We start from the raw sequence: 24107 nt of genomic DNA on the forward strand, positions 1-24107 counted from the left end.
TTAAGTCGGCTTCATTATTATTTAGTACCAAATATCTTATCGCCCGCGTCTCCTAGACCCGGAACAATGTAACCTTCTTCATTTAAGTGTTGGTCAATTGAAGCCGTGTACAGTTCAACGTCTGGGTGCGCTGCTTCTAATGCAGCAATACCTTCCGGTGCAGCAACTAAAACTAAGACTTTAATTGAATTACAGCCGGATTTTTTCAGAAGATCGATGGTTGCAATCATAGAACCACCAGTTGCTAACATTGGGTCTACAATCAGCGCCATGCGCTCATCAATGTTAGAAACTAATTTTTGGAAATAAGGGACAGGTTGTAACGTTTCTTCATCACGGTAAATACCCACTACGCTGATACGTGCACTTGGGATGCTTTCCAATACGCCGTTCATCATACCAATACCCGCACGCAGGATAGGGACTACAGTGATTTTTTTACCTTTAATTTGTTCAATTTCTACAGGACCACACCAACCATCAATTGTTACTTTTTCAGTTTCTAGGTCAGCGGTCGCTTCATAAGTCAGTAGGCTACCAACCTCTGAGGCCAGTTCACGAAAGCGCTTAGTGCTTATGTCATGATCTCGCATCAGGCCGAGTTTATGTTTAACGAGAGGGTGTTTTACCTCAACGATCTTCATGGGTTTCTCCTACTTTTTTAAAACGTCACCGGACAAAAAAATCGCGGGATTATACCGCTTTTTTCCCTCAATGCCACTAGTATCATCTTGATTAAGGTCAAACAATCATCAATCAGGCGTTATTTGCTGAATTAGTATACACATAATATTTTTTATGGTGTAGGCAGCGAATAAAATCATGCGCTTTGCGTCACGACATCACGATTTATTGCATCAAATATTTCAGTCAGAAAGCTATCGCAAACGTTTGCGGAGCCTGATAGAATATCGGCAAATGAAGTTATCTTTTCCAAAATGCAATTGCCTTGGGGGCCGTAGTGACTGATAAAACCTCTCTCAGCTATAAAGATGCCGGTGTTGATATTGATGCAGGTAACGCATTGGTTGAACGAATCAAAGGTGTGGTGAAAGAGACTCGCCGTCCAGAAGTGATGGGAGGATTGGGAGGGTTCGGCGCACTGTGTGCCCTACCACAAAAATACCGTGAGCCTGTTTTAGTCTCAGGCACTGACGGTGTGGGAACTAAACTACGCCTCGCGATGGACTTAAAACGTCATGAATCCATCGGTATCGATTTAGTCGCTATGTGCGTCAACGACCTGATTGTCCAAGGTGCTGAGCCACTGTTCTTCTTAGACTATTATGCAACCGGTAAGCTGGATGTGGATACCGCTGCAAGCGTTATCACCGGTATCGCTGAAGGCTGTAAGCAGTCTGGCTGTGCATTAGTCGGTGGTGAAACCGCTGAAATGCCAGGCATGTACCACGGCGAAGATTATGATGTTGCTGGCTTCTGTGTGGGTGTCGTTGAGCGTTCTGAAATTATTGATGGCACAAAAGTCAGTGCGAGCGACGCGCTGATCGCGTTAGCCTCAAGCGGTCCTCACTCTAACGGTTACTCATTGGTGCGTAAAATTCTGGAAGTCAGCAAAACCAATCCAGAAACCACGCAATTAGCGGGCAAACCGCTTGCTGACCACCTGTTAGAACCAACGCGTATCTATGTTAAAAATGTCTTAGAATTGATCGCGAAAAACGACATTCATGCCATTGCACACATTACTGGCGGCGGCTTCTGGGAAAATATTCCTCGCGTTTTACCTGACAACACCCAAGCCATCATTGATGGCAACAGCTGGGAATGGCCTGCTGTATTCGAATGGTTGCAACAAGCAGGTGATGTCACCACTCACGAAATGTATCGTACATTTAACTGCGGCGTCGGCATCATCATCGCTCTGCCTCAAACCGAAGTTGAGTCCGCATTAAAACTGCTGACCACATTAGGTGAAAATGCTTGGCAGATCGGGACAATTGGCGAATTACCTGCGGGTGAAGAGCAGGTTGTTATCCGCTAATGAAAAACATCGTTGTTTTGATTTCAGGCAGTGGCAGTAATTTGCAATCAATGATTGATGCCTGCCAACGCCATGAAATCGATGGGCAAATCGTCGCAGTGGTCAGTAATAAAAGTGATGCTTACGGTTTGGTTCGCGCACAAGAGGCTGGTATTCCAGCCCTTTGTGTTAGCTCAAAAGCATTCACCGACCGCCAAGCTTACGATGCTGCACTGTTAGACACTATCGAGCAATACCAACCGGATTTAGTGGTCTTGGCGGGGTTCATGCGTATTTTAACCCCTGAGTTTGTGAAACATTTCACAGGAAAAATGCTGAATATCCACCCTTCTTTACTGCCTAAATATCCGGGGTTACATACTCATCGACGCGCACTTGAGAACGGTGATAAAGAACACGGTACTTCCGTGCATTTTGTCACTGAAGAGCTCGATGGCGGTCCGATTATTTTACAGGGACATGTGCCGGTTTTACCGCAAGATACTGAAGACGATTTGGTTGAACGCGTTAAACTGCAAGAGCACCTGATTTATCCTCAAGTTATTGCGTGGTTTGTTTCCGGTCGCCTCGTAATGCAAGAGGGTAAAGCCCTGCTCGATGGCCTGCCGCTATCGGCAACGGGCTATCAAGTAAATTAATACGCAGTTCGATAGCTTTAAATACATTCGCTCAGATTTGGTTGACAGGTCTGAGCGAATAATACAAGCCCAGCCATTTGCCCTTTGTAATAAATGTTTTGTCAGGCAACCCGAGAAGTAGTTTTGAGCGGAAAGCGGGCGTCAGTGTGAAATAAACAGACACCCGATAATATTAATTCCGAAAAATTATTTCACTCGTTTCCCTGTTTCATCTATAACCCTTTCACCATCCTCTTTAGTAAAAGAACCTTTCTGAGCTTCAGGTAGAATATCCAGCACAACTTCTGAGGGACGACAAAGACGTGTACCAAGCGACGTAATTACAATTGCTCGATTAATCAGAATAGGATGCTGAAGCATAAAATCAATCAACTGCTCATCAGAGAATTTGTCTTCATCAAGACCCAATTTCTCATAAGGTTCAACGTTTTTACGCAGCAATGCACGCACAGAAATTCCCATATCTGAAATTAGTTTAATAAGTTCATCGCGGGTTGGCGGCGCATCAAGATAGTAAATAATCGTTGGTTCATTACCGCTGTTACGTATCATCTCTAGTGTATTACGTGAAGTGCCGCAGGCTGGATTGTGATAAATAGTAATGTTGCTCATATCAATATCTCATTACAAAGTGATAGATAGCCGCCACGCTAGCGCGACCAGAGTAAAAAATAACACTGGTAAGGTCATGATAATGCCGATACGGAAATAATACCCCCACGTGATTGTCATATTTTTCTGAGCCAATACATGAAGCCATAACAGTGTAGCAAGACTGCCTATCGGGGTAATTTTGGGGCCTAAGTCGCAACCAATCACATTGGCGTAAATCATTGCCTCCTTGATGACACCAGTTGCAGCACTCCCGTCTATCGACAGCGCTCCAATCAGCACCGTCGGCATATTATTCATCATCGACGATAAGAAGGCGGTCAGGAAGCCAGTACCGAATGTCGCAGCCCATAAGCCTTTATCCGCCAGTATATTGAGTACGGAAGAAAGATAGTCAGTGAGTCCAGCATTACGGAGACCATAGACAACCAAATACATACCCAGAGAGAAAATCACGATCTGCCAAGGCGCTCCGCGAAGCACTTTCCCAGTATTAATGGCATCTCCCCTCTTGGCTACCACTAGCAATACCACTGCGCCAATAGCTGCTATCGCGCTGACAGGGATCCCCAGCGGCTCCAGAACAAAAAAACCAACTAGCAGGAACAGCAGAACAACCCAGCCAGCCCTAAACGTTGCAGGATCCTTAATCGCACTACTAGGGATTCTCAGCAAAGAAACGTCATATCTGGCAGGGATATCACGACGAAAGAAGAGATGCAGCATAACCAGCGTGGCAGCAATAGCCACCAAATTCACAGGAACCATCACGGAAGCATACTGCGTAAAGCCCAGACCGAAGAAATCTGCTGAAACAATATTGACTAGGTTAGAGACAATCAGAGGTAAGCTAGCGGTATCAGCGATGAATCCTGCCGCCATGACAAATGCCAGTGTTGTTCCCTGACTGAACCCCAGAGCGAGTAACATTGCAATCACAATCGGTGTTAATATCAATGCAGCACCATCGTTTGCAAACAGTGCAGCAACCGCAGCGCCAAGCAGGACAATCCAGGTAAACAGCAGACGACCGCGGCCGTTTCCCCAGCGGGAAACATGCAATGCAGCCCATTCAAAGAAACCAGATTCATCTAGCAGCAAGCTGATGATGATGATCGCAATGAATGCTGCTGTAGCATTCCAGACGATATGCCAGACGACGGGAATATCATCAAATTGGATCACCCCCGTTCCCAGAGCAAGCACGGCTCCAATACTTGCACTCCAGCCAATACTGAGTCCTCTTGGTTGCCAGATGACTAGAACCAACGTCAGTATAAAGATGCTTCCAGCAAGAAACATTTCCAGACTCCTTCATATATGTTTACGCGCATATAATTAAACTTATCAGCAAGACGCACATACGGACTTTTTCAAGCGTTCACGTATATCATCGCGCAAGCAGTGCCATCCCGTCGTTATTGTTTCACTCGCCCATGCGGGAATGTGGGGTGAGAGACGATAGTGAATCCATTTACCTTCTCGACGATCTAGTACCAGCCCAGCCTCACGCAGAATAGCCATATGACGAGAAATTTTAGGCTGTGATTCAGTAGTAACCGCACATATATCGCATACGCACAATTCACCCGATTCCCGGAGAAGCATAACAATAGTGAGACGAGTTTCATCCGATAAGATTTTAAAAAGCTGAACAGGTTGTAGCATTGTTTACTCCGTTTAGCATGCCAAACACATATGGTATACCATATGTGTTTATTTTGAAATCATCAAAACATCTCGTAGGAGCAAACGTAATTATGGCTTGGTTCTGCGCATAAAGTGAGCACGTAAAGCGAATGACAAGACCTTGCTTTTCAACCCCCTGAAAATACGATGGTATTGTCTGATCGATACATGAAACGATAGTGTGGAAAAATCAAATACACCTTTAAAGAAAACCGACTTAATCTAGCGTTTTTATTTCTATAACCTATAAAGACTACAGAAACTCAACCGGGTAATAAAAATTCGGTATATTTTTTATTGTGCGTTAATAAGAACGCGGAGAGAAAATGATTCTAATCTTTACTATGTTTATGTTTTCCTTAACGATGTCAATTTCACCAGGTCCTGTCAATATGGTCATTGTCTCTTCAGCCGCAAGCCATGGCGTTAGAAGAACTCTCCCATTTGTTTCAGGCGCCACAATCGGATTTACGTTATTACTTATATTTATCGGATTTGGTTTCTACACAGTCATCGATAAGCATCCACTGTTCCTTAAATACCTCAATATTACTGGATCAGCGTTTATAATATATATCGGTTATAAAATTGCCTCATCCCAGCCTGAGTTAACTTTGAATAAAGTTGATATCCCAAGTTTTACCCACGGTTTTTTGCTTCAATGGCTCAATCCAAAAGCTTGGATAGCTTGCGCTTCAGGGATTGCCTTGTTCTCTGAACCATCAACGCAAACTACACTAATAACCTTTATCATGATCTACTTTCTCGTGTGTTATTTCTCGTTGACTGCATGGGCTATTCTTGGGGACAAAGTTTCAATATTACTGAATAGCACCCAGAGAATTCGCATTTTTAATTTTTTGATGGGGGGAACATTAATTATTACAGCATGCTATCTGCTTTATTCCCAATAACTCAAATTGTCAGTTGCCATTAATACCCTAATCACTCAACAATCCAATTGATGAGACTCAAACGCATTATAAAGCTTATTAATCAATGTGTAAGCAATACTGCTAGTCGATATATTGGGAGGCCAAATTGCATAAACTTTAAGCGGCTCTAATGACCACTCAGGGAGTACCTCTTGCATCTCTTCACGTTTAATGTCTTCTCGGCAGAGATAGAGGGGAGGAGCAGTTAGACCCACTTGCTGTTTTGCAAGGGTGTAGGCAGCCTCAACATTATCAACATTAACAGTTGGTGTGTACTTAATTAAAGCTACCTCCCCATTTTTGTGCTTAAATTCTCGAATACTCTGCCGCATAGTTAAACCAATCCAAGGCATTTTTTCTAAGTCCTTAGGATGGTTTACTGGCTCGTAATTTCTGAGAAATCGCTTAGATGCTACAACTTGTCTGGGCAATACAAAAAGATGTCGAGATTTGAGTGAACTGTCCGGAAGTTCCCCAATCCGAAATGCAACATCAATACTGTCCGCAATGATGTCTCTGCGTGTATCACTATAAGAAATATTCAGGCAAACATCTGAATATTCTTTTATAAAATCAGCAAGATGATGAGTGAAATCACTATTTAGAAAAACAGCGGGGATAGAAATATTCAACTTATTTGTTGTTGAAATGGCACGTTGCTTAAACTCAATAAATCCCTTTTCATACAACTCAAGCATGGAATTTGCTGTCTCAAGTAATTTGGCGCCATCATAAGTTAGAGAGAGTTTTCGGGTATTTCGATATAACAATGCACTTCCAAGGTTTTTCTCAAGTTTAGATAAATGAGTACTTGCCGTTGCAGTAGTGAGCCCTAAAGCGTCTGCCCCTCCTGAAATTGAGCCTGACTCCACAATTTTTGCAAAAACAATCAGGTAACGGATATCATCTATCATTTATATACCTATGGACATGAATAAACTCTCAATTTGATATTCATCATACTATCGTATTCTACACCTAATTCGAAATGGCTATATTTTTATAAATAACACCAAAGCCTATCCTCTGAGAGCGATTCATCAACGCCCACTCATGGTACAAAGCGACCAGCCTGACTAGATTAATATCACAATCATCTCAGTGTACCGCTAACTACATGCTAATCATTCCCACTTAAACAAACTAATCTTCGACAAACTCTCCCTCACCCTGCTTTCTGTCATTATTTTATTGCAAATAAGTGGTATCCTTATTACAGCGCTAAGTAATTAATTTTCTAGTTGATACTTTCGCCTTAAATAGTTTTATAATTAACAACAATCGAGGTGTTTTATGACGACCGGGCAAGCTCATCTGTTTAAGTTGCGCCCACTTGAGCGTGAAGATTTAGCTTTTATCCACCAGCTGGACAATAACGCCAACATTATGCGTTATTGGTTCGAAGAGCCTTATGAGGCATTCGTTGAGCTCAGTGATCTTTACGATAAGCATATTCATGACCAATCCGAACGCCGCTTTATTGTCGAATCTGACAGTGAAAAAGTCGGTTTAGTTGAGCTGGTTGAAATTGATTATGTTCACCGTCGTTCTGAATTCCAGATTATTATTGCACCCCGCTATCAAGGCAAAGGGTATGCAAGCCGCGCTGCAAAACTGGCCATGGACTACGCCTTTTCAGTGCTCAATTTGTACAAACTTTATCTGATAGTCGATAAAGAAAATGTCAAAGCTATCCATATTTATAATAAACTCGGTTTCCACACAGAAGGCGAGCTGATTGATGAATTTTTTGTTAATGGTCGCTACCACACCGCAATCCGTATGTGTGTGTTCCAGCACCAATATTTTGCAATGAAACAGCAGTCTGAAAACGCGTAACATTTCCACGAATAGCGCAAAAGAAGTCAAAGGTGATAATCGGTTTTTATCAGCATTAACCAGTCGAATACGGAGCAACAATGTCCCAAGAACGCCTCTATCATGAAAAAGAGCTCAGCTGGCTCTCTTTTAACGAACGAGTTCTCCAAGAAGCCGCGGATAAGCGGAACCCTCTTATAGAACGAATGCGTTTTTTGGGCATTTACTCCAATAACTTAGATGAGTTCTATAAAGTCCGTTTTGCGGATGTAAAACGTCGCATCTTAATCAATGAAGAGCGCGGTTCCGCCAGCGGTGCTCGTCATCTACTCAAACGCATTCAATCTAAAGTGGCCAAACAAGAGCAAGAGTTCGACGTTCTCTACAACGACCTGCTCCTTGAAATGGCACGTAACCAAATATTCTTAATTAACGAGCGTCAAATTTCACCTCGTCAGCAAATTTGGTTACGCCAATATTTTCGTCAAAATTTACGCCAACATATCACGCCAATTTTAATTAATCGTGATACTAATTTAGTGGAATTTCTGAAAGACGATTACACCTACCTCGCCGTAGAAATTATTAATGGTGCTGAAGTGCAATACGCTTTATTAGAAATCCCATCGGATAAAGTTCCGCGTTTTGTTAATCTCCCGCCAGAGATGCCAAAACGCCGCAAATCAATGATTTTGATTGATAATATCCTACGCTATACTCTCGATGAAATTTTCAAAGGCTTCTTTGATTACGACAAGCTCAACGCCTACTCCATGAAAATGACCCGTGATGCGGAATATGATATCGCCACGGAGATGGAATCTAGCCTGCTGGAAATTATGTCATCCACGTTAAAACAGCGCTTAACGGCTGAGCCTGTTCGCTTTGTTTATCAACGTGATATGCCCGATGAAATGGTCGCGCTGCTACGAGAAAAACTGGGGTTATCAAGTGATGACTCGGTGATTGCGGGGGGGCGTTACCATAACTTTAAAGATTTTATTAACTTCCCAAATGAAGGAAATAAAAACTTACTCAACAAACCGCTACCGCGCTTACGTCACCGTTGGTTTGATAATTTCCGTAACGGATTTGATGCCATTCGCGAACGCGATGTGTTGCTCTACTACCCTTATTATACCTTCGAGCACACATTAGAATTGCTGCGCCAAGCGTCGTTTGACCCAAATGTGTTATCCATCAAAATCAATATTTACCGTGTGGCAAAAGACTCACGCATTATCGACTCGGTGATCCATGCTGCCCACAACGGTAAAAAAGTCACTGTGGTGGTGGAGCTGCAAGCGCGTTTTGATGAAGCCGCCAATATTCACTGGGCAAAACGCCTGACTGAAGCGGGTGTTCACGTTATCTTCTCCGCGCCGGGGCTTAAAATTCACGCCAAGTTATTTATTATCTCCCGAATGGAAGAAGGACAAATTGTTCGCTATGCCCATATCGGTACGGGTAACTTTAACGAAAAAACCGCTCGTCTCTACACCGATTACTCATTACTCACCTGTAATGAGCAAATCACCAATGAAGTGCGCCGAGTATTTAGCTTTATTGAAAACCCGTATCGCCCTGTAACTTTCGATAACTTGATGGTGTCTCCACAAAATACACGCACCAAAATCACTGAATTAATTGACCAAGAAATTGCGAATGCTGAAGCTGGGTTACCTAGCGGCATCACGCTGAAAATTAATAATTTAGTTGATAAAGAACTGACCGATAAACTTTACGATGCTTCCAATGCGGGCGTTAAAATTCGCTTGTTAGTGCGTGGTATGTGTTCACTTGTCTCAGGGCAACAAGGTTATAGCGAAAATATCCAGGTCACCAGTGTGGTGGACCGATTCTTAGAGCATGACCGAGTTTATGTCTTTACCAACGGCGGTGACGAAAAAGTCTTTATCTCCTCGGCCGATTGGATGACCCGCAACATCGACTACCGTATCGAGGTGGCTGTTCGTTTGCTGGATCCGCGACTTAAACAGTTGGTTTTAGATATCCTCGAATTACAGTTCAGTGATACTGTCAAAGCCCGCTTTGTTGACAAAGAACTCAGTAATCATTATGTTCCCCGCGGCAATAAGCGCAAAATTCGCGCTCAATTAGCTGTTTATGAATTTTTAAAAGCACTCGAAATGCCTGAAACAAGAGCTTGATACTATGCCAATTGCCAGTTCATCTACCCCAAGACCACAAGAAATTGCGGCAATTGACTTGGGTTCAAACAGTTTTCATATGGTTATTGCGCGTATTGTCAATGGAGCACTACAAGTTCTAACCCGTTTAAAAAAACGTGTTCATCTTGCTGATGGGCTGAGCGATACCAACGAACTCAGTGAAGAAGCCATGGAGCGCGGCTTAGCGTGTTTATCGCTATTTGCTGAGCGTCTACAAGGTTTCACGCCTGATAACGTCTGTATCGTCGGTACCCATTCATTACGAGTCGCCACCAACGTTGAAGAATTTCTACGCCGAGCCAAAGCCATTATCCCCTACCCGATTGAGATTATTTCAGGACAAGAGGAAGCGCGTTTGATTTTTATGGGCGTTGAGCACACGCAGCCGGAAAAAGGACGCAAACTGGTTATCGATATTGGCGGCGGTTCCACGGAGCTGGTGATCGGTGAAAAATTTGAACCGATTTTAATTGAAAGCCGCCGTATGGGCTGCGTTAGCTTCGCGCGTCACTATTTCCCTAATGAATCGATTTCCCCAGATAATTTTAATCGCGCTTATTTAGCCGCCTGCTTAAAACTGGAAAGCACCGCTACCCTGTTTAAGAAGCAAGTTTGGGACGTCGCGATGGGGGCCTCCGGCACCATTAAAGCCGCACATGCGGTGATTGTAGAGATGGGCGACCGTGATGGGATTATTACCCGCGAACGCCTTGAAAAAATAAAACAAATAGCATTGAAGTACAAAACGTTTAAATCACTAGAAATTCCAGGACTTTCTTCTGATCGTAAACAAGTTTTTGTGCCGGGTTTAGCTATCTTAATTGCGGTGTTTGATTCCCTCGACATCAAAGAATTACGGCTCTCAGATGGCGCTCTGCGTGAAGGTGTTCTCTATGAAATGGAAGGCCGCTTTCGCCACCAAGATATTCGGCAACGCACCGCATTAAGCCTTGCCGAGCACTATAATATCGACCGAGAACAAGCCAAACGGGTTTTGAAAACCATGGAAGAGCTGTATTATCAGTGGCGCCAGCAGAACCCTAAACAGGCCAACCCGCAATTAGAATCCATTTTAATTTGGGCGGTTATGCTGCACGAAGTGGGATTGAGCATTAACCATAGTGGCATGCATCGCCACTCCGCTTATATCTTACAAAACACCAACTTACCAGGATTTAGCCAAGAGCAACAATTACTATTAGCGACATTGGTTCGTAATCATCGTCGTGCCATTAAATACGATGAAATACCTAAATTTAACTTATTTAAACGCAAGCAATTTATGCCGTTGATTCAGATTTTGCGCTTATCTATCTTATTGAATAATCAGCGCCAATCGACAACGACACCTTCGACTATGCGCATTGAAACCGATGAAGGTCATTGGACACTTTTCTTACCTGAGCAATATCTCGCCCACAATGCGTTAATGCTGCTAGACCTTGAAAAAGAGAGTGCCTACTGGGAAGAGGTTCCAGGCTGGAAACTCACCATTTGCGCAGAAAATGAGCCATAGGCTTATATGACTCAAAAATGAATATGATTTAGAAAATAGAAATAAAAAATAATGAGTTGCGGTCAGTGTTGTTTTGTTCTTCTTATTCGAAATATGAACAGATTTGATATTTTTTTGGGATCAGCGACAATACTTGGGTAGAAGTTTCGTCACCTCGCAGGCGAATTAATTTAAAGCGCTTCGGCGCCGAATGGTTTAAGGATTAACATGTCACAAACTGCTTTTTCAACTGATGCGGCACCAATAATCAATCCGCATTCACAAAGACTGGCGTATATCCGCCAGCAAATACTGACGTTATTCATGGAAGACGAAGAGTTTGTTCACGCTCTTGTCGAAAAAGACCAACACGTCAGTATGGATGATAAAGCATTTAGTGAAAAAATTAGCACTGTTAAAGAACTGCTTGTTGACCTCCACACCGCGGATATCGCCGATATCCTTGAAATGCTCCCGTACGACGAGCGCCTCGCACTTTGGCGCTTAGTCGACAACAACGAACGCGGTGAAGTATTGGTCGAGGCCTCCGTCTCTGTTTGGGACAGCCTGATTAAAGATATGTCAGACCGAGAACTGCTGCGAGCGGTTGCTGGCTTACATGTGGACGAACAAGCGTATATCGCCGAGCACTTGCCTCGCGATACGATGCGCCGTCTCCTTACCTACTTAGACCCAAGCTTACGCAGCCGTATTCGTGAAGTTCTCCAATACGCCAAAGACAGCGTTGGGCAAATGATGGATTTCGAATTCGTCACCGTACGTTCCAATGTCACCTTAAAAACAGTGCAACGCTATCTACGCCAACGGGGAAAAATTCCTGAAGCAACGGATAAAATTTTCGTTGTCGATAAAGATAATTATCTGCAAGGTGAATTACCCCTAACCACCATTTTGATCCAAGCGCCAGAACGTATTGTTGCCGACGTGATGAAAACCGATACCGTCACTTTCTTACCCGATGAAAAAGGGGAAGATGCGGCAAGCGCGTTCGAACGTTACGACTTAATTTCTGCCGCCGTTGTAGACAGTAACGGTTTACTGATGGGGCGTCTAACCGTTGAGGACATCGTTGATAATATCAGCGAAGAAAACGACAACAGCATCCGCCGTATGGGGGGGTTAAGCCCTGAAGAGGACGTATTCGCCCCTGTTGGTCAAGCTGTTAAAACCCGTTGGACATGGCTTGCCATTAACCTGTGTACCGCGTTTGTGGCTTCCCGCGTTATCGGTGTGTTCGAAGATACCATTTCACAGTTAGTTGCCCTCGCAACATTAATGCCAATCGTGGCGGGTATCGGTGGTAATACCGGTAACCAGACTATTACCATGATTGTCCGCGCCATCGCATTACACCAAATCCAGAACGGTAGCTTCTCCTTCCTGATGGTCAGAGAGCTCGGAGTCGCCTTTATTAACGGGGTGGTTTGGGGTGGTATTATGGGCGTCGTCACCTACCTTCTCTATGGGGATCTCGCCATGGGCGCCGTGATGACCCTTGCGATGGTACTCAACCTCTTGATGGCTGCCATCATGGGTGTTCTGATCCCATTAATTATGATTAAGATGGGTAAAGATCCTGCTATCGGCTCTAGCGTGATGATCACCGCAATAACTGATACTGGTGGTTTCTTTATCTTCTTAGGGTTAGCTACCCTGTTCTTAGTTTAACAGCCAACCCGCGTACTTTGCCTTAAGCTAGGTGCGCGGGTTTATAAAAACCTGCCATTTCCTGCAAAACCTCCTAATCCTACTAAAATAGAAATCACTGACAGATCATATCAGCGAGTATTATTTATTTAAATAGCCTTATCCCCTGCAAATTAATTATATTGTTTTATCTATACCCGCTATTAATTCTATTTAATTTCACACTTAATAAATGAGTACCATTATATTTATTACCTTTTTCGCCATTATTTTACATCTCAAAATATACAATCGTCTGTAATTGCTAGTTTATTAATATCATATCGTGGCATTCAATTATCATTTAGAGTAGTAATTTGACCTTTTTTAACTAAATAGAATCTTATGCTTGTTTTCAAGGTGGCAGTTTACAGAATATGAAACTTTCTGCTATAAATGAAGGCACGTTAGAGATACAGAGTATTACCTTGGTTTATTTTCCCTCGTTTTATCTCTCATATCCTTTGCCAAATAATATTAATTACTTCGCTATTTAACGTACCTATTATTACAAATAACCTCATCGCGCTAATATTGAAATGTTGTGTATTTAGAAGGACAGAATTATGACATCGCAAACAACCAGCCAGCCTGCGGCCAGACCGTTGGGCAAAGAAGATTATAAAACATTGGGCTTATCCTCTTTAGGTGGCACTTTAGAATTTTATGATTTCGTTATTTTCGTTTTTTACGCGAAAATTATCTCCCAGCTATTTTTCCCGGGCGATAATGAATTTCTCGCATTAATGGCGACGCTGGGTCTGTTTGCTGCGGGTTATCTTGCTCGCCCATTGGGCGGCATTATCATGGCCCACTTTGGCGATAAAATCGGTCGTAAGAAAATGTTTACCTTAAGTATTTTCTTGATGGCATTCCCAACTTTTATTATTGGTTTCTTGCCGACATTTGAGACCATTGGCGCTGCTGCACCACTGTTACTGTTATTAATGCGCATCATGCAAGGCGCTGCTATCGGTGGTGAAATGCCAGGTGCATGGGTGTTTATTGCCGAACATACACCGAAACAGCGTTATGGTTTAGGCGTGGGAACATTAACCTCAGGGATCACTGGCGGGATTTTATTAGGATCTATCGTCGCTATTATCATTGAGCGTTCTTATACCACCCAAGAAGTGCATGATTTTGCGTGGCGTATTCCGTTTATCTTAGGGGGTATCTTTGGTTTTATCTCTGTCTATCTGCGTCGCTTCTTGCAAGAAACCCCGATTTTCAAAGAGATGGCTGCTAAAAAGGCATTGACCAAAGAGTTACCAGTAAAAACCGTGGTTAAATCCCATAAACAAGCTTGCATGATCACCGCGGCACTGACGTGGTCGCTGTCTACTGCTATCGTTGTCACCATTTTGATGACCCCTGACGTGGTATTAAAAGGCATTTATGGCATCGATCGTAATATTGCTTTGCAAGCCAACTGCGCGGCAACCTTGACCTTAACCTTAGGCTGTATTTTCTGGGGCTGGTTAGGGGATAAAACGGGAACTCGTACGTCGATGACCTTGTCTTGGGGAGGATTAGCTGTCACGGCTATCTACTTCTATTCATCATTGTCATCCGATATTTCTGCGAATACCTTAACATTTAATTACGCATTAATGGGCTTCTTCGTGGGCGCGATTGCGACAACGCCAATTATCAGTACTCGTGCGTTCCCACCCGAAATTCGTTTCTCTGGATTATCCTTTGCATACAACTTGGCATATGCCGTATTTGGCGGGTTGACCCCAATCTTAACAGGGGCATGGTTACAGCAATCCCATATGGCGCCAGCCTACTATGTGGCGGGGGTTTCCTTGTTAGCCGTTGCTGTAGCGTTTATCCCTCTGTCATACAAAGGTTGGACTCGTACCGCAACAGAGGAACGTAACCCTGCGGCAGCATTAAAAACCAGCGTAACTCAATAAAACGAATGAGAACAATTACTCGCCTGTGGCTGTAAAGTCACAGGCTTTTTTATTTTCTTACGAAAAACCGTGCTTTTATCCATAGTTCTTTTCCATTTTTTCATATTTCCTCCATTTTCTTTTGTTCCCCTCAGGCTAAACTATTAAAATACGCAACTGATTAATTTTTAATATATACCTTATTATATTCAGTTAAATTTATTGGAATGGCTCCTAACTGATTTTACTCAACCTTGAGTTAAGCGAATTACCCACCATGACGACACAGAAACGCCGTACAATTTTGACTCGCTCTGCCCTGTTTGTTGCTCTGTTAGCTGCGGCTGGCGCAACCTGGTATGTCTACCATAAAAATAACCAAAATGAAGTACCAACCACAGCCAGTGCAACTCAAGATGGACAAGGGAAAAAAGCAGGCGGAAGACCAATGCGCCCACTTGCACCCGTTCAATTTGCCACTGCCCAAGAAAAAGTCGTTCCGCGCTTCCTATCCGGTTTAGGTACCGTGCAGGCCGCTAACATGGTGACGGTCACTAGCCGAGTTGAAGGTCAATTAATGAATATCTACTTCACCGAAGGGCAATCTGTTAAAGCGGGTGATTTACTCGCGCAAATTGACCCACGTCCTTTTGAAGTGCAACTTGCTCAAGCGGAAGGTCAATTAGCTAAAGATAAAGCGACTTTAGCCAATGCTCGATTAGACCTGACCCGCTACCAAAAACTGGCGGGAACCAAAGTCATCTCCCAACAAGAGCTGGATAACCAGCGGGCTACTGTGTTACAAGCCGAGGGTAGCATCAAAGTTGACCAAGCCGCGGTTGATAACGCCAAGCTGCAACTCACCTACAGTAAAATTACCGCCCCTATTTCTGGACGCATCGGTTTAAAACAAGTGGATGTGGGTAACTTTATCTCTTCAGGGACTTCCACGCCGATTGTGGTGATCACCCAAACACAACCTGCTGACGTGCTATTTGCTTTACCTGAAGGCGACATTCCTGCAATCCAGCAAGCACAAGCAGCAGGAAATAAAGTCCTGATTGAAGCGTGGGATCGTAATAACATTGCTATGATTGCGCGCGGTGAATTACTGAGTACCGATAACCAAATTGATCCAGCAACCGGTACACTGAAAATCAAAGCACGCTTTACTAACGAAGAGCAAAAACTGTTCCCGAACCAGTTTGTGAACGTCAAAATGCAGGTAGAGACCTTACAAAATGCCGTCGTGATCCCAACTGCTGCCCTGCAAATGGGGAATGAAGGTCACTATGTTTGGGTATTGAGCGACGATGATACCGTGACGAAACACCTTGTGACGGTGGGCATTCAAGACAGCCAACAAGTGGTGATTGAAAGCGGTTTATCCGCCAATACCAAAGTCATTACCGATGGCGTCGATAAGCTAACAGACGGCGCGAAAGTTGAAGTAGTCAACGCTTCAAGCATCGAAAAGAAACCCGCTTCCGCTGAGAGAAAACCTCGCAATAGCGCGGAGAAAGCCTAATGCAGCCGGAAACACATAAAGGCGGTGGCCCATCCCGCCTCTTCATTCTGCGCCCTGTTGCAACCACCTTATTTATGGTGGCGATTTTGCTCGCGGGGATCATCGGTTATCGGTTTTTACCTGTGTCAGCATTACCGGAAGTGGATTACCCAACTATTCAGGTGGTGACCTTATACCCCGGTGCTAGCCCTGATGTAATGACGTCGGCTATCACTGCACCGCTAGAAACTCAATTTGGTCAAATGTCCGGTTTGCAACAGATGTCATCACGCAGCTCCGGCGGCGCATCGGTGATCACCTTAATGTTCCAGCTCTCTTTGCCTCTCGATGTAGCAGAGCAAGAGGTTCAAGCAGCGATTAACTCCGCCACCAGCTTGCTGCCCTCAGATTTACCGTATCCACCGATTTACAACAAAGTAAACCCTGCGGATCCGCCCGTTTTAACGCTCGCCGTCACCTCCGATGCGATGCCGTTAACGCAGGTACAAGATATTATTGAAACCCGCGTGGCGCAGAAAATTTCCCAAGTGACTGGGGTCGGTTTAGTCACCTTAGCGGGGGGGCAACGCCCTGCCGTACGCGTTAACCTTAATCCGCAAGCCATGGCGGCAAAAGGGCTAGACAGCGAAACCATTCGCACCGCTATCAATAATGCCAACGTCAACTCTGCAAAAGGGAGTTTTGATGGTCCAACCCGCTCTGTAACGTTATCTGCCAATGACCAGATGAAATCCCTTGAGGATTACCGCAAGCTGATTGTGGCTTTCCAAAATGGTGCCCCTGTTCGTTTGGGAGATATTGCCACCATTGAACAAGGCGCTGAGAACGCCTATCTCGGTGCATGGGCCAATAGCCAACAAGCGATTGTCATTAACGTTCAGCGCCAACCTGGCGCTAACGTGATTAGCACCACGGATACTATCCGCGCGTTGTTGCCTGAATTGATTGAAAGCTTACCAGCATCCGTTAACGTGGATATTTTGACCGACCGTACCAGCACCATTCGCGCCTCTGTCAATGATGTTCAATTCGAATTAATGCTCGCTATCGCCCTCGTGGTGATGGTGATTTACCTATTTCTACGTAATGGTATTGCGACGCTGATCCCCGGCATCGCCGTACCTTTATCGTTAGTTGGCACCTTTGCCGTCATGTATTTTTGCGGTTTTTCCGTCAATAACCTCACCTTGATGGCACTCACCATCGCCACGGGATTCGTGGTGGATGACGCCATCGTGGTGATTGAAAACATTTCTCGCTATCTCGAACAAGGGGATAAGCCGGTTGTTGCCGCCTTAAAAGGCGCAGGAGAAATCGGTTTTACCATTATCTCCCTGACCTTCTCTTTGGTTGCCGTACTGATCCCGCTGCTGTTTATGGGGGATATTGTCGGGCGCCTATTCCGTGAGTTTGCGATTACGTTGGCGGTGGCAATTCTGATCTCTGCGGTGGTATCCCTCACCCTCACCCCAATGATGTGCGCCCGCTTACTTAAACCAGAATCTCAGCATAAACATAACCGCTTTGAAATCGCCTGTGAGCGTTTTTTTGAGTGGATGATTGCGGGTTATGGTGTTTGGCTAAAACGCATTCTTAACCACCAATGGTTAACTCTGTGTGTCGCGCTGGGAACCTTGGTACTTACTGTGCTGCTGTATATGTGGATCCCGAAAGGGTTCTTCCCACTGCAAGATAGCGGCATTATTCAAGGCACGATTGAAAGTCGCCAATCCATTTCGTTTGCCGCGATGTCGAAGAAACAGCAAGAAGTGGCAGGCATTATTCTGGCAGATCCGGCGGTTGAGAACGTTACCACCTATGTGGGTATCGACGGTAACAATGCCACACTGAATAACGCCCGTATTCAAATCACATTGAAGCCCCTTGATGAACGCGACGATCGTGTTCCTACGATTATTCCTCGCTTACAACAAGCCACCAGCGGTATTACAGGGGTTAATCTTTACTTGCAACCGTCACAGGATTTAACCATTGATACGCAGGTTTCCCGTACCCCGTATCAATTCACGCTACAAGCTGGCTCACTGGATGAACTCAGCACTTGGGTACCAAAATTGCAAGAAGCCTTAAATCAGCAACCTGAATTGATTGATGTCAGCAGTGATTGGCAAGACAAAGGCTTAGTGGCGTATGTGAATGTGGATCGGGATACCGCGAGCCGTTTTGGTATTAGTATGTCGAATATCGATAACGCGCTGTATAACGCATTTGGTCAACGAATGATCTCCACCATCTACACCCAAGCTAACCAGTATCGCGTGATTTTAGAGCACAATACCCAAACCCGTGATGGAATGGATGCGCTCAATGATATTCGCTTGAAAGGTACTGATGGCGCCATTGTTCCGCTTAATACCCTTGTGAATATTCAAGAAGGCTATGGACCTTTGGCGATTAATCACCTTGATCAATTCCCGTCAGTCACGTTCTCTTTTGATGTAGCGGGAGATTCTTCATTAGAAGAAGCCGTCAATGCGGTGAAACTGGCTGAAAAACAGATTGCGATGCCAAAATCGATAACGACACAATTCCAAGGCGCTACCCTCGCCTTTGAAGCGGCGCTGAGTAGCACCGTTTGGCTGATTTTTGCTGCTATTATCGCAATGTATATCGTGCTGGGTATTCTGTATGAAAGTTTTATTCATCCAATCACTATTTTATCCACTTTACCAACCGCTGGTGTGGGGGCTTTGCTCGCACTCATGATGGCGGGCAATGAGCTCGATGTTATCGCCATTATCGGGATTATTTTGCTGATCGGGATTGTGAAAAAGAATGCCATTATGATGATTGACTTTGCACTCGCCGCAGAGCGTGAGCAAGGTTTGTCCCCGTATGATGCGATTTATCAGGCCTGTTTACTGCGTTTTCGCCCAATCCTGATGACCACCATGGCCGCGTTGCTTGGTGCGCTGCCACTGATGCTCAGTACCGGTGTCGGCGCAGAACTGCGTCAACCGCTGGGGGTCTGTATGGTGGGCGGGCTGATCATGAGCCAGATTTTAACGCTGTTCACCACGCCTGTGATTTACCTGATGTTTGACCGTTTAGCCCATCGCTTCAATCGCCGTGAGCACAAGGTACAGGAGTCTTAATGAAACGCTTCTTTGCTTTGTTTATTAGCCGTCCGGTTGCGACCACGTTAATCAGTGTCGCCATTACCCTGTGCGGTGCATTGAGCTTTCTGTTTTTACCTGTGGCGCCATTGCCACAGGTAGACTACCCTGTGATAAGAGTGACAGCGTCACTTCCTGGCGCCTCCCCTGAAACCATGGCATCCTCTATCGCGACACCGCTTGAGCGCTCATTAGGTAGTATTGCTGGGTTAAATGAGATGACCTCGAGCAGTTCGTTAGGGCGAACCTCCATTACCTTAGAGTTTGATTTAACCAAAGATATCAATAATGCCGCGCGGGAAGTACAAGCGGCGTTGAATGCCGCACAAAATTTATTACCTAGCGGCATGCCAAGTCGACCACGTTACTATAAATCAAACCCGTCTGACGCGCCGATTATGATTTTAACCCTCACATCAAAAACCTTAAGTACCGGGGAAATGTATGATGTGGCATCCACACGCTTAGCTCAGCGTATCGCGCAAATCGATGGGGTCAGTGAAGTTACCGTAGGGGGTGGTTCTCTTCCTGCTGTCCGTGTGGAACTCAACCCAACCGCCCTATTTAATCAAGGGGTTTCCCTTGATGCTGTGCGCTCTGCCATCAGTAGTGCCAACGTGCGCCAGCCCCAAGGTTATATTAATAATGACGATAATCGCTACCAAGTCCAGACTAATGACGAACTGAAAAAAGCCGCCGATTACCGTCCGATTATTGTGCATTACAGCAATGGCAATGCCGTTAAACTCAGTGATGTGGCCGTCGTAAAAGATTCCGTCCAAGATGTGCGAGCCGCAGGGATGTCCAGTGGTGAACCGGCGGTTTTGATCATTATTCGCCGCGAAGCGGGTGCCAATATCATTGAAACTGTCAAACGCATTCGCGAAGAACTTCCTGAATTTAAAGATATGATCCCCGCCGCTATTGATTTACAGGTTGCTCAAGACAGAACACCCACAATCAAAGCGTCGCTGGCAGAGGTCGAACGGGCGTTAATGATTGCGATTGCGCTGGTGATCCTCGTCGTATTGCTATTTTTACGTTCAGGGCGTGCCACTTTAATTCCCGCTATTGCGGTACCTGTCTCGTTAATTGGTACCTTTACCGCCATGTATTTATGCGGGTTTAGCCTCAATAACTTGTCATTGATGGCCTTAACTGTCGCCACCGGATTCGTGGTGGATGATGCCATTGTAGTGTTAGAGAACATTTCTCGGCACATTGAAAATGGTCGAAAACCGTTTATCGCGGCGGTTAAAGGGGTTTCTGAGGTTGGCTTTACTGTCGTTTCTATGAGTATTTCTTTAGTGGCAGTGTTTATCCCACTGTTATTGATGGATGGATTAGTTGGGCGATTATTCCGCGAATTTGCTATTACGCTCTCTACTGCCATCGGAATATCATTGATTATCTCGCTGACGTTAACCCCGATGATGTGCGCGCATTTACTGAAAAAACGTGGCTCTGCTAATACCAAGCAACGAGGATTTGGACGTGTTCTTATTCGGTTACAAGAAAGTTACGCTGTCACGTTAAATTGGGTACTATCTCATCGTCGCAGTGTACTGGCGGTGCTGATTGCGGCAATTGGCTTGAATGTTTATCTGTATATTTCGATCCCTAAAGCCTTTTTCCCTGAGCAAGATACAGGGCGTTTACTGGGATTCGTTCGAGCAGACCAAAGCATCTCATTCCAGTCAATGAAGCAAAAAATGACCAGCTTTATGCAGCAAGTGAAAGCGGATCCTGCCGTGGATAGCGTCACTGGATTTACGGGCGGCAGCCGCGTCAACAGCGGTTCTATGTTTATCTCCTTAAAACCACTGGATGAGCGCAAAGAGAGTGCCAACAGCGTGATTAATCGCTTGCGCATGAAACTGGCGAACGAACCCGGTGCCAACTTATTTATGATGCCCGTGCAAGATATTCGCGTGGGCGGACGCCAATCCGAAGCCAGCTATCAATTCACCCTGTTAGCCGACGAGCTGGATGCATTACGTTCATGGGAGCCCGCTATTCGCCGAGCGCTGGGGGATTTGCCTCAATTAACCGATGTGAACTCTGATAAAGAAGATAAAGGCGCGGAGATGGCATTAACCTATGACCGCGATTTGATGGCGCAACTGGGTATCGATGTGCGTGATGCGAACAACCTGCTCAACAACGCCTTTGGTCAACGTCAAATTTCCACCATTTATGAAGCCATGAACCAATATAAAGTGGTGATGGAAGTGGCGCCGGAATATACCCAAGACGTCAGTTCGCTGGATAAAATGTTTGTGGTGAATAAACAGGGAGAAGCTATTCCCCTCTCCTATTTTGCCCGCTGGCAACCCGCCAATGCACCTTTAAGTGTTAACCACCAAGGGTTATCAGCCGCATCTACCATTTCCTTTAACGTGGCAGACGGTTATACCTTAAACGATGCGATTGTGGCGGTGGAAAAAACCATGACCGCTTTAGGCGTTCCATCGACGGTACGCGGTACTTTCGCAGGAACAGCGCAAGTTTTCCAAGACACCTTAAAATCTCAGTTATTTTTAATCTTAGCAGCGATTGTCACGGTCTATTTGGTACTGGGTATTTTGTATGAAAGTTATATTCACCCGCTCACCATTTTATCGACACTGCCATCCGCAGGTGTCGGCGCGTTATTAGCCTTGGAATTATTTGATACGCCATTTAGCCTAATTGCCTTAATCGGCATTATGTTGCTTATCGGGATTGTGATGAAAAACGCCATTATCATGGTAGATTTTGCCCTTCAAGCCCAACGCAATGCGAACTTATCAGCGAAAGAAGCTATTTTACGCGCGAGCCTGCTGCGCTTTAGGCCGATTTTAATGACGACCCTTGCCGCGATTTTTGGGGCGCTCCCTTTGATGCTAGGTACAGGTGATGGCGCAGAATTACGCCAACCACTGGGGATCGCAATTGTTGGTGGTTTGGTCATGAGCCAGTTGCTGACGCTATTTACCACCCCAGTGGTGTATCTCAGTTTTGATAGCCTGAGACAGCGTTTTTCGCGTAAAGCGCCTTCAATGCAGGAGAAATCCCATGAAGCTTAAACTCTCGAGCCTCAGTACTCGGTTATTTATCGCTATCTTTGCCACCTGTTTGCTGCTGGTTGCTATCATGCATCAAGGGGTCAGAATGGGCTTCCAGCATGGTTTTATCGACTACATTAAAGAGAATGACCAGCAACGCGCTGAGTTACTCGCTTTGGCGCTTGCCGAGCAATACGAGGAAGAAGGAAGTTGGCGTTTCTTAGCGGTGGATGAGCGGATGTTTTTCCGTATTCTACGCAATGTCGATAATCAGCACCAAGGGCAAGGTCATGGCGGCGGTCATAAGCGAATGCGCGGTATGTTTTGGGTTTATGACACCAATGACAACCTGATTTGGGGGCGTGATCTCCCCCCTCCGGATCAAGTCATCCGCGTGCCAGTAAAAACGAGCCGAGGAGCAACCGTCGGCTGGCTAGTTGCCAGTTATGAAAGTGGTATCAGCAACCAATTAGACCAACGTTTCGATACCCAGCAGATGCACATTAGCTGGGTAATTGCAGGACTATCCCTGTTCGTGGCGCTGTTAGTGACCCTATTTCTAGCTCGCGGCTTTTTAAAGCCCATCACCCGATTATTGGAAGGTACTCAACAGCTCGCTAAAGGCAATTTCAGCGCACGGGTATCTGAGGTTGGTCAAGATGAGTTGGGGCAATTGGCGAAAGACTTTAACCATCTCGCCTCGACTTTGGAAAAAAATGAGCAAATGCGTCGCGATTATATGGCGGATATTTCCCATGAATTACGCACCCCGCTCTCCGTTTTACGCGGCGAACTTGAAGCCGTGCAAGATGGTGTGCGCCAAGCTACTCCTGAAACCATCAATTCCCTACTCAATGAGACTCAAACACTGATAAAACTGGTCAATGACCTACATCAGCTTTCGTTATCCGATAGAGGCTCCTTGGTTTACCGTATGGAATTTATCGATATTATCCCGATTATCGAGATGAATTTAGGACAAGCCAAATGGCGATTGGAAGATAGACAACTGACGTTAGAAACTCAATTTTCTACCCATTTCCATCTATTCGCTGACCCTGACCGCATTAACCAACTGTTTTATAATTTGATGGAAAACAGCCTGCGCTATACGGATCCTCACGGTAAAATTGCCGTCAACGTGAGCCAACATGACCAACAATTAGTGATCACGTGGGAAGATAGCGCACCGGGATTAAGTATTGAACAGTGCCAGCGTCTATTTGAGCGATTTTACCGTGTGGAAGTTTCTCGTAACCGTGCGAGTGGAGGCTCAGGTTTGGGGCTGGCGATTTGCTATAATATTGTCGAAGCCCATAACGGGACTATTTCTGCGGCACCCTCTCCACTCGGTGGCGTGAAGATAACCATTCAAATTCCCATTGCGACGCAGGAGGAGCAATAGT

At 45.1% G+C, this 24107-nt stretch carries 16 protein-coding genes and 1 pseudogene; 12 read left to right on the forward strand and 5 right to left on the reverse strand.

The genetic code is table 11. The annotated features are described in order from the left end of the window. Positions 1–17: 17 nt before the first annotated feature. On the reverse strand, positions 18–644 hold the full coding sequence (upp, locus tag HFU86_RS10770; RefSeq protein WP_036953223.1) for a uracil phosphoribosyltransferase: 627 nt from the start codon (positions 642–644) through the stop codon (positions 18–20). A 317-nt stretch (positions 645–961) separates the two neighbouring features. On the opposite strand from upp, the gene purM reads away from it, so the two are divergent. Together purM and purN are read left to right on the forward strand one after the other, a co-directional pair. Continuing rightward, positions 962–2002, forward strand: coding sequence for a phosphoribosylformylglycinamidine cyclo-ligase (purM, locus tag HFU86_RS10775; protein WP_187129248.1), 1041 nt, complete (start codon positions 962–964; stop codon positions 2000–2002). Next, positions 2002–2640, forward strand: coding sequence for a phosphoribosylglycinamide formyltransferase (gene purN, locus HFU86_RS10780; RefSeq protein WP_187129249.1), 639 nt, complete (start codon positions 2002–2004; stop codon positions 2638–2640). Before purM ends, purN begins: the two co-directional genes overlap by 1 nt. Positions 2641–2826: 186 nt before the next feature. Here the strand turns inward: purN and arsC are convergent, their stop codons facing one another. From arsC to HFU86_RS10795, 3 genes are read right to left on the reverse strand one after another with little or no spacing between them, the layout of a single operon-like run. Further along, complete coding sequence (arsC, locus tag HFU86_RS10785; protein ID WP_187129250.1) at positions 2827–3252, reverse strand: glutaredoxin-dependent arsenate reductase; 426 nt, start codon at positions 3250–3252, stop codon at positions 2827–2829. A 12-nt stretch (positions 3253–3264) separates the two neighbouring features. Then, positions 3265–4554, reverse strand: coding sequence for an arsenic transporter (locus HFU86_RS10790; RefSeq protein WP_187129251.1), 1290 nt, complete (start codon positions 4552–4554; stop codon positions 3265–3267). A 45-nt stretch (positions 4555–4599) separates the two neighbouring features. Next, positions 4600–4920 carry a metalloregulator ArsR/SmtB family transcription factor gene (locus HFU86_RS10795; RefSeq protein WP_132496062.1) on the reverse strand — a complete coding sequence of 107 codons (321 nt, stop codon included), beginning with the start codon at positions 4918–4920 and terminating at the stop codon, positions 4600–4602. 347 nt (positions 4921–5267) lie between these two features. Here HFU86_RS10795 and HFU86_RS10800 point away from each other — a divergent pair, with 347 nt between their 5' ends. Then, entirely contained in the window at positions 5268–5855 is a 588-nt protein-coding gene (locus HFU86_RS10800; protein ID WP_036953212.1) for a LysE family translocator, read from the forward strand. Positions 5856–5890: 35 nt separating this feature from the next. Here HFU86_RS10800 and HFU86_RS10805 read toward each other — a convergent pair whose 3' ends face one another. Continuing rightward, on the reverse strand, positions 5891–6790 hold the full coding sequence (locus tag HFU86_RS10805; protein ID WP_187129252.1) for a LysR family transcriptional regulator: 900 nt from the start codon (positions 6788–6790) through the stop codon (positions 5891–5893). A 379-nt stretch (positions 6791–7169) separates the two neighbouring features. Here HFU86_RS10805 and speG point away from each other — a divergent pair, with 379 nt between their 5' ends. The 9 genes and pseudogenes from speG to baeS all read left to right on the forward strand — a co-directional run bounded on the left by speG (position 7170) and on the right by baeS (position 24106). Beyond that, the gene (gene speG / locus HFU86_RS10810) at positions 7170–7715 is read left to right on the forward strand and encodes a spermidine N1-acetyltransferase (RefSeq protein ID WP_132496064.1); all 546 of its coding nucleotides are present in this window, start codon (positions 7170–7172) and stop codon (positions 7713–7715) included. A gap of 80 nt (positions 7716–7795) precedes the next feature. Next, positions 7796–9865: a polyphosphate kinase 1 gene (gene ppk1 / locus HFU86_RS10815; RefSeq protein WP_036953204.1), complete on the forward strand. Its 2070-nt coding sequence runs from the start codon at positions 7796–7798 to the stop codon at positions 9863–9865. Between the two features lie 4 nt (positions 9866–9869). Next, a complete protein-coding gene (ppx, locus tag HFU86_RS10820) occupies positions 9870–11402 on the forward strand; it encodes an exopolyphosphatase (protein WP_132496066.1) in 1533 nt (510 codons plus the stop codon). A 387-nt stretch (positions 11403–11789) separates the two neighbouring features. Continuing rightward, positions 11790–13070, forward strand: a pseudogene (gene mgtE, locus HFU86_RS10825) (magnesium transporter); the annotation flags it as partial. A gap of 584 nt (positions 13071–13654) precedes the next feature. Beyond that, a complete protein-coding gene (locus HFU86_RS10830) occupies positions 13655–15010 on the forward strand; it encodes an MFS transporter (RefSeq protein ID WP_036953195.1) in 1356 nt (451 codons plus the stop codon). Between the two features lie 256 nt (positions 15011–15266). Then, positions 15267–16517, forward strand: coding sequence for an MdtA/MuxA family multidrug efflux RND transporter periplasmic adaptor subunit (locus tag HFU86_RS10835; RefSeq protein ID WP_132496068.1), 1251 nt, complete (start codon positions 15267–15269; stop codon positions 16515–16517). Next, positions 16517–19633 carry an MdtB/MuxB family multidrug efflux RND transporter permease subunit gene (locus tag HFU86_RS10840; protein WP_187129253.1) on the forward strand — a complete coding sequence of 1039 codons (3117 nt, stop codon included), beginning with the start codon at positions 16517–16519 and terminating at the stop codon, positions 19631–19633. The genes HFU86_RS10835 and HFU86_RS10840 overlap by 1 nt, the downstream gene beginning before the upstream one ends. After that, positions 19633–22722 carry a multidrug efflux RND transporter permease subunit MdtC gene (mdtC, locus tag HFU86_RS10845; RefSeq protein ID WP_132496070.1) on the forward strand — a complete coding sequence of 1030 codons (3090 nt, stop codon included), beginning with the start codon at positions 19633–19635 and terminating at the stop codon, positions 22720–22722. Before HFU86_RS10840 ends, mdtC begins: the two co-directional genes overlap by 1 nt. Then, positions 22712–24106, forward strand: a complete 1395-nt coding sequence (gene baeS, locus HFU86_RS10850) for a two-component system sensor histidine kinase BaeS (RefSeq protein WP_187129254.1) — start codon at positions 22712–22714, stop codon at positions 24104–24106. The genes mdtC and baeS overlap by 11 nt, the downstream gene beginning before the upstream one ends. The last annotated feature ends 1 nt before the right edge of the window (position 24107 follow it).

The sequence above is a fragment of the Providencia sp. JUb39 genome (assembly GCF_012272845.1).
Lineage (GTDB): Bacteria > Pseudomonadota > Gammaproteobacteria > Enterobacterales > Enterobacteriaceae > Providencia > Providencia lanzhouensis.

What these genes read in the sequence shown, in the direction of transcription:
- upp (WP_036953223.1), bottom strand. Translation starts at nt 644, where the DNA reads ATGAAGATCGTTGAGGTAAAACACCCTCTCGTTAAACATAAACTCGGC.
- HFU86_RS10830 (WP_036953195.1), top strand. Translation starts at nt 13,655, where the DNA reads ATGACATCGCAAACAACCAGCCAGCCTGCGGCCAGACCGTTGGGCAAA.
- HFU86_RS10790 (WP_187129251.1), bottom strand. Translation starts at nt 4,554, where the DNA reads ATGTTTCTTGCTGGAAGCATCTTTATACTGACGTTGGTTCTAGTCATC.
- mdtC (WP_132496070.1), top strand. Translation starts at nt 19,633, where the DNA reads ATGAAACGCTTCTTTGCTTTGTTTATTAGCCGTCCGGTTGCGACCACG.
- ppx (WP_132496066.1), top strand. Translation starts at nt 9,870, where the DNA reads ATGCCAATTGCCAGTTCATCTACCCCAAGACCACAAGAAATTGCGGCA.
- HFU86_RS10805 (WP_187129252.1), bottom strand. Translation starts at nt 6,790, where the DNA reads ATGATAGATGATATCCGTTACCTGATTGTTTTTGCAAAAATTGTGGAG.
- HFU86_RS10800 (WP_036953212.1), top strand. Translation starts at nt 5,268, where the DNA reads ATGATTCTAATCTTTACTATGTTTATGTTTTCCTTAACGATGTCAATT.
- HFU86_RS10840 (WP_187129253.1), top strand. Translation starts at nt 16,517, where the DNA reads ATGCAGCCGGAAACACATAAAGGCGGTGGCCCATCCCGCCTCTTCATT.
- baeS (WP_187129254.1), top strand. Translation starts at nt 22,712, where the DNA reads ATGAAGCTTAAACTCTCGAGCCTCAGTACTCGGTTATTTATCGCTATC.
- purN (WP_187129249.1), top strand. Translation starts at nt 2,002, where the DNA reads ATGAAAAACATCGTTGTTTTGATTTCAGGCAGTGGCAGTAATTTGCAA.
- HFU86_RS10795 (WP_132496062.1), bottom strand. Translation starts at nt 4,920, where the DNA reads ATGCTACAACCTGTTCAGCTTTTTAAAATCTTATCGGATGAAACTCGT.
- arsC (WP_187129250.1), bottom strand. Translation starts at nt 3,252, where the DNA reads ATGAGCAACATTACTATTTATCACAATCCAGCCTGCGGCACTTCACGT.
- ppk1 (WP_036953204.1), top strand. Translation starts at nt 7,796, where the DNA reads ATGTCCCAAGAACGCCTCTATCATGAAAAAGAGCTCAGCTGGCTCTCT.
- speG (WP_132496064.1), top strand. Translation starts at nt 7,170, where the DNA reads ATGACGACCGGGCAAGCTCATCTGTTTAAGTTGCGCCCACTTGAGCGT.
- HFU86_RS10835 (WP_132496068.1), top strand. Translation starts at nt 15,267, where the DNA reads ATGACGACACAGAAACGCCGTACAATTTTGACTCGCTCTGCCCTGTTT.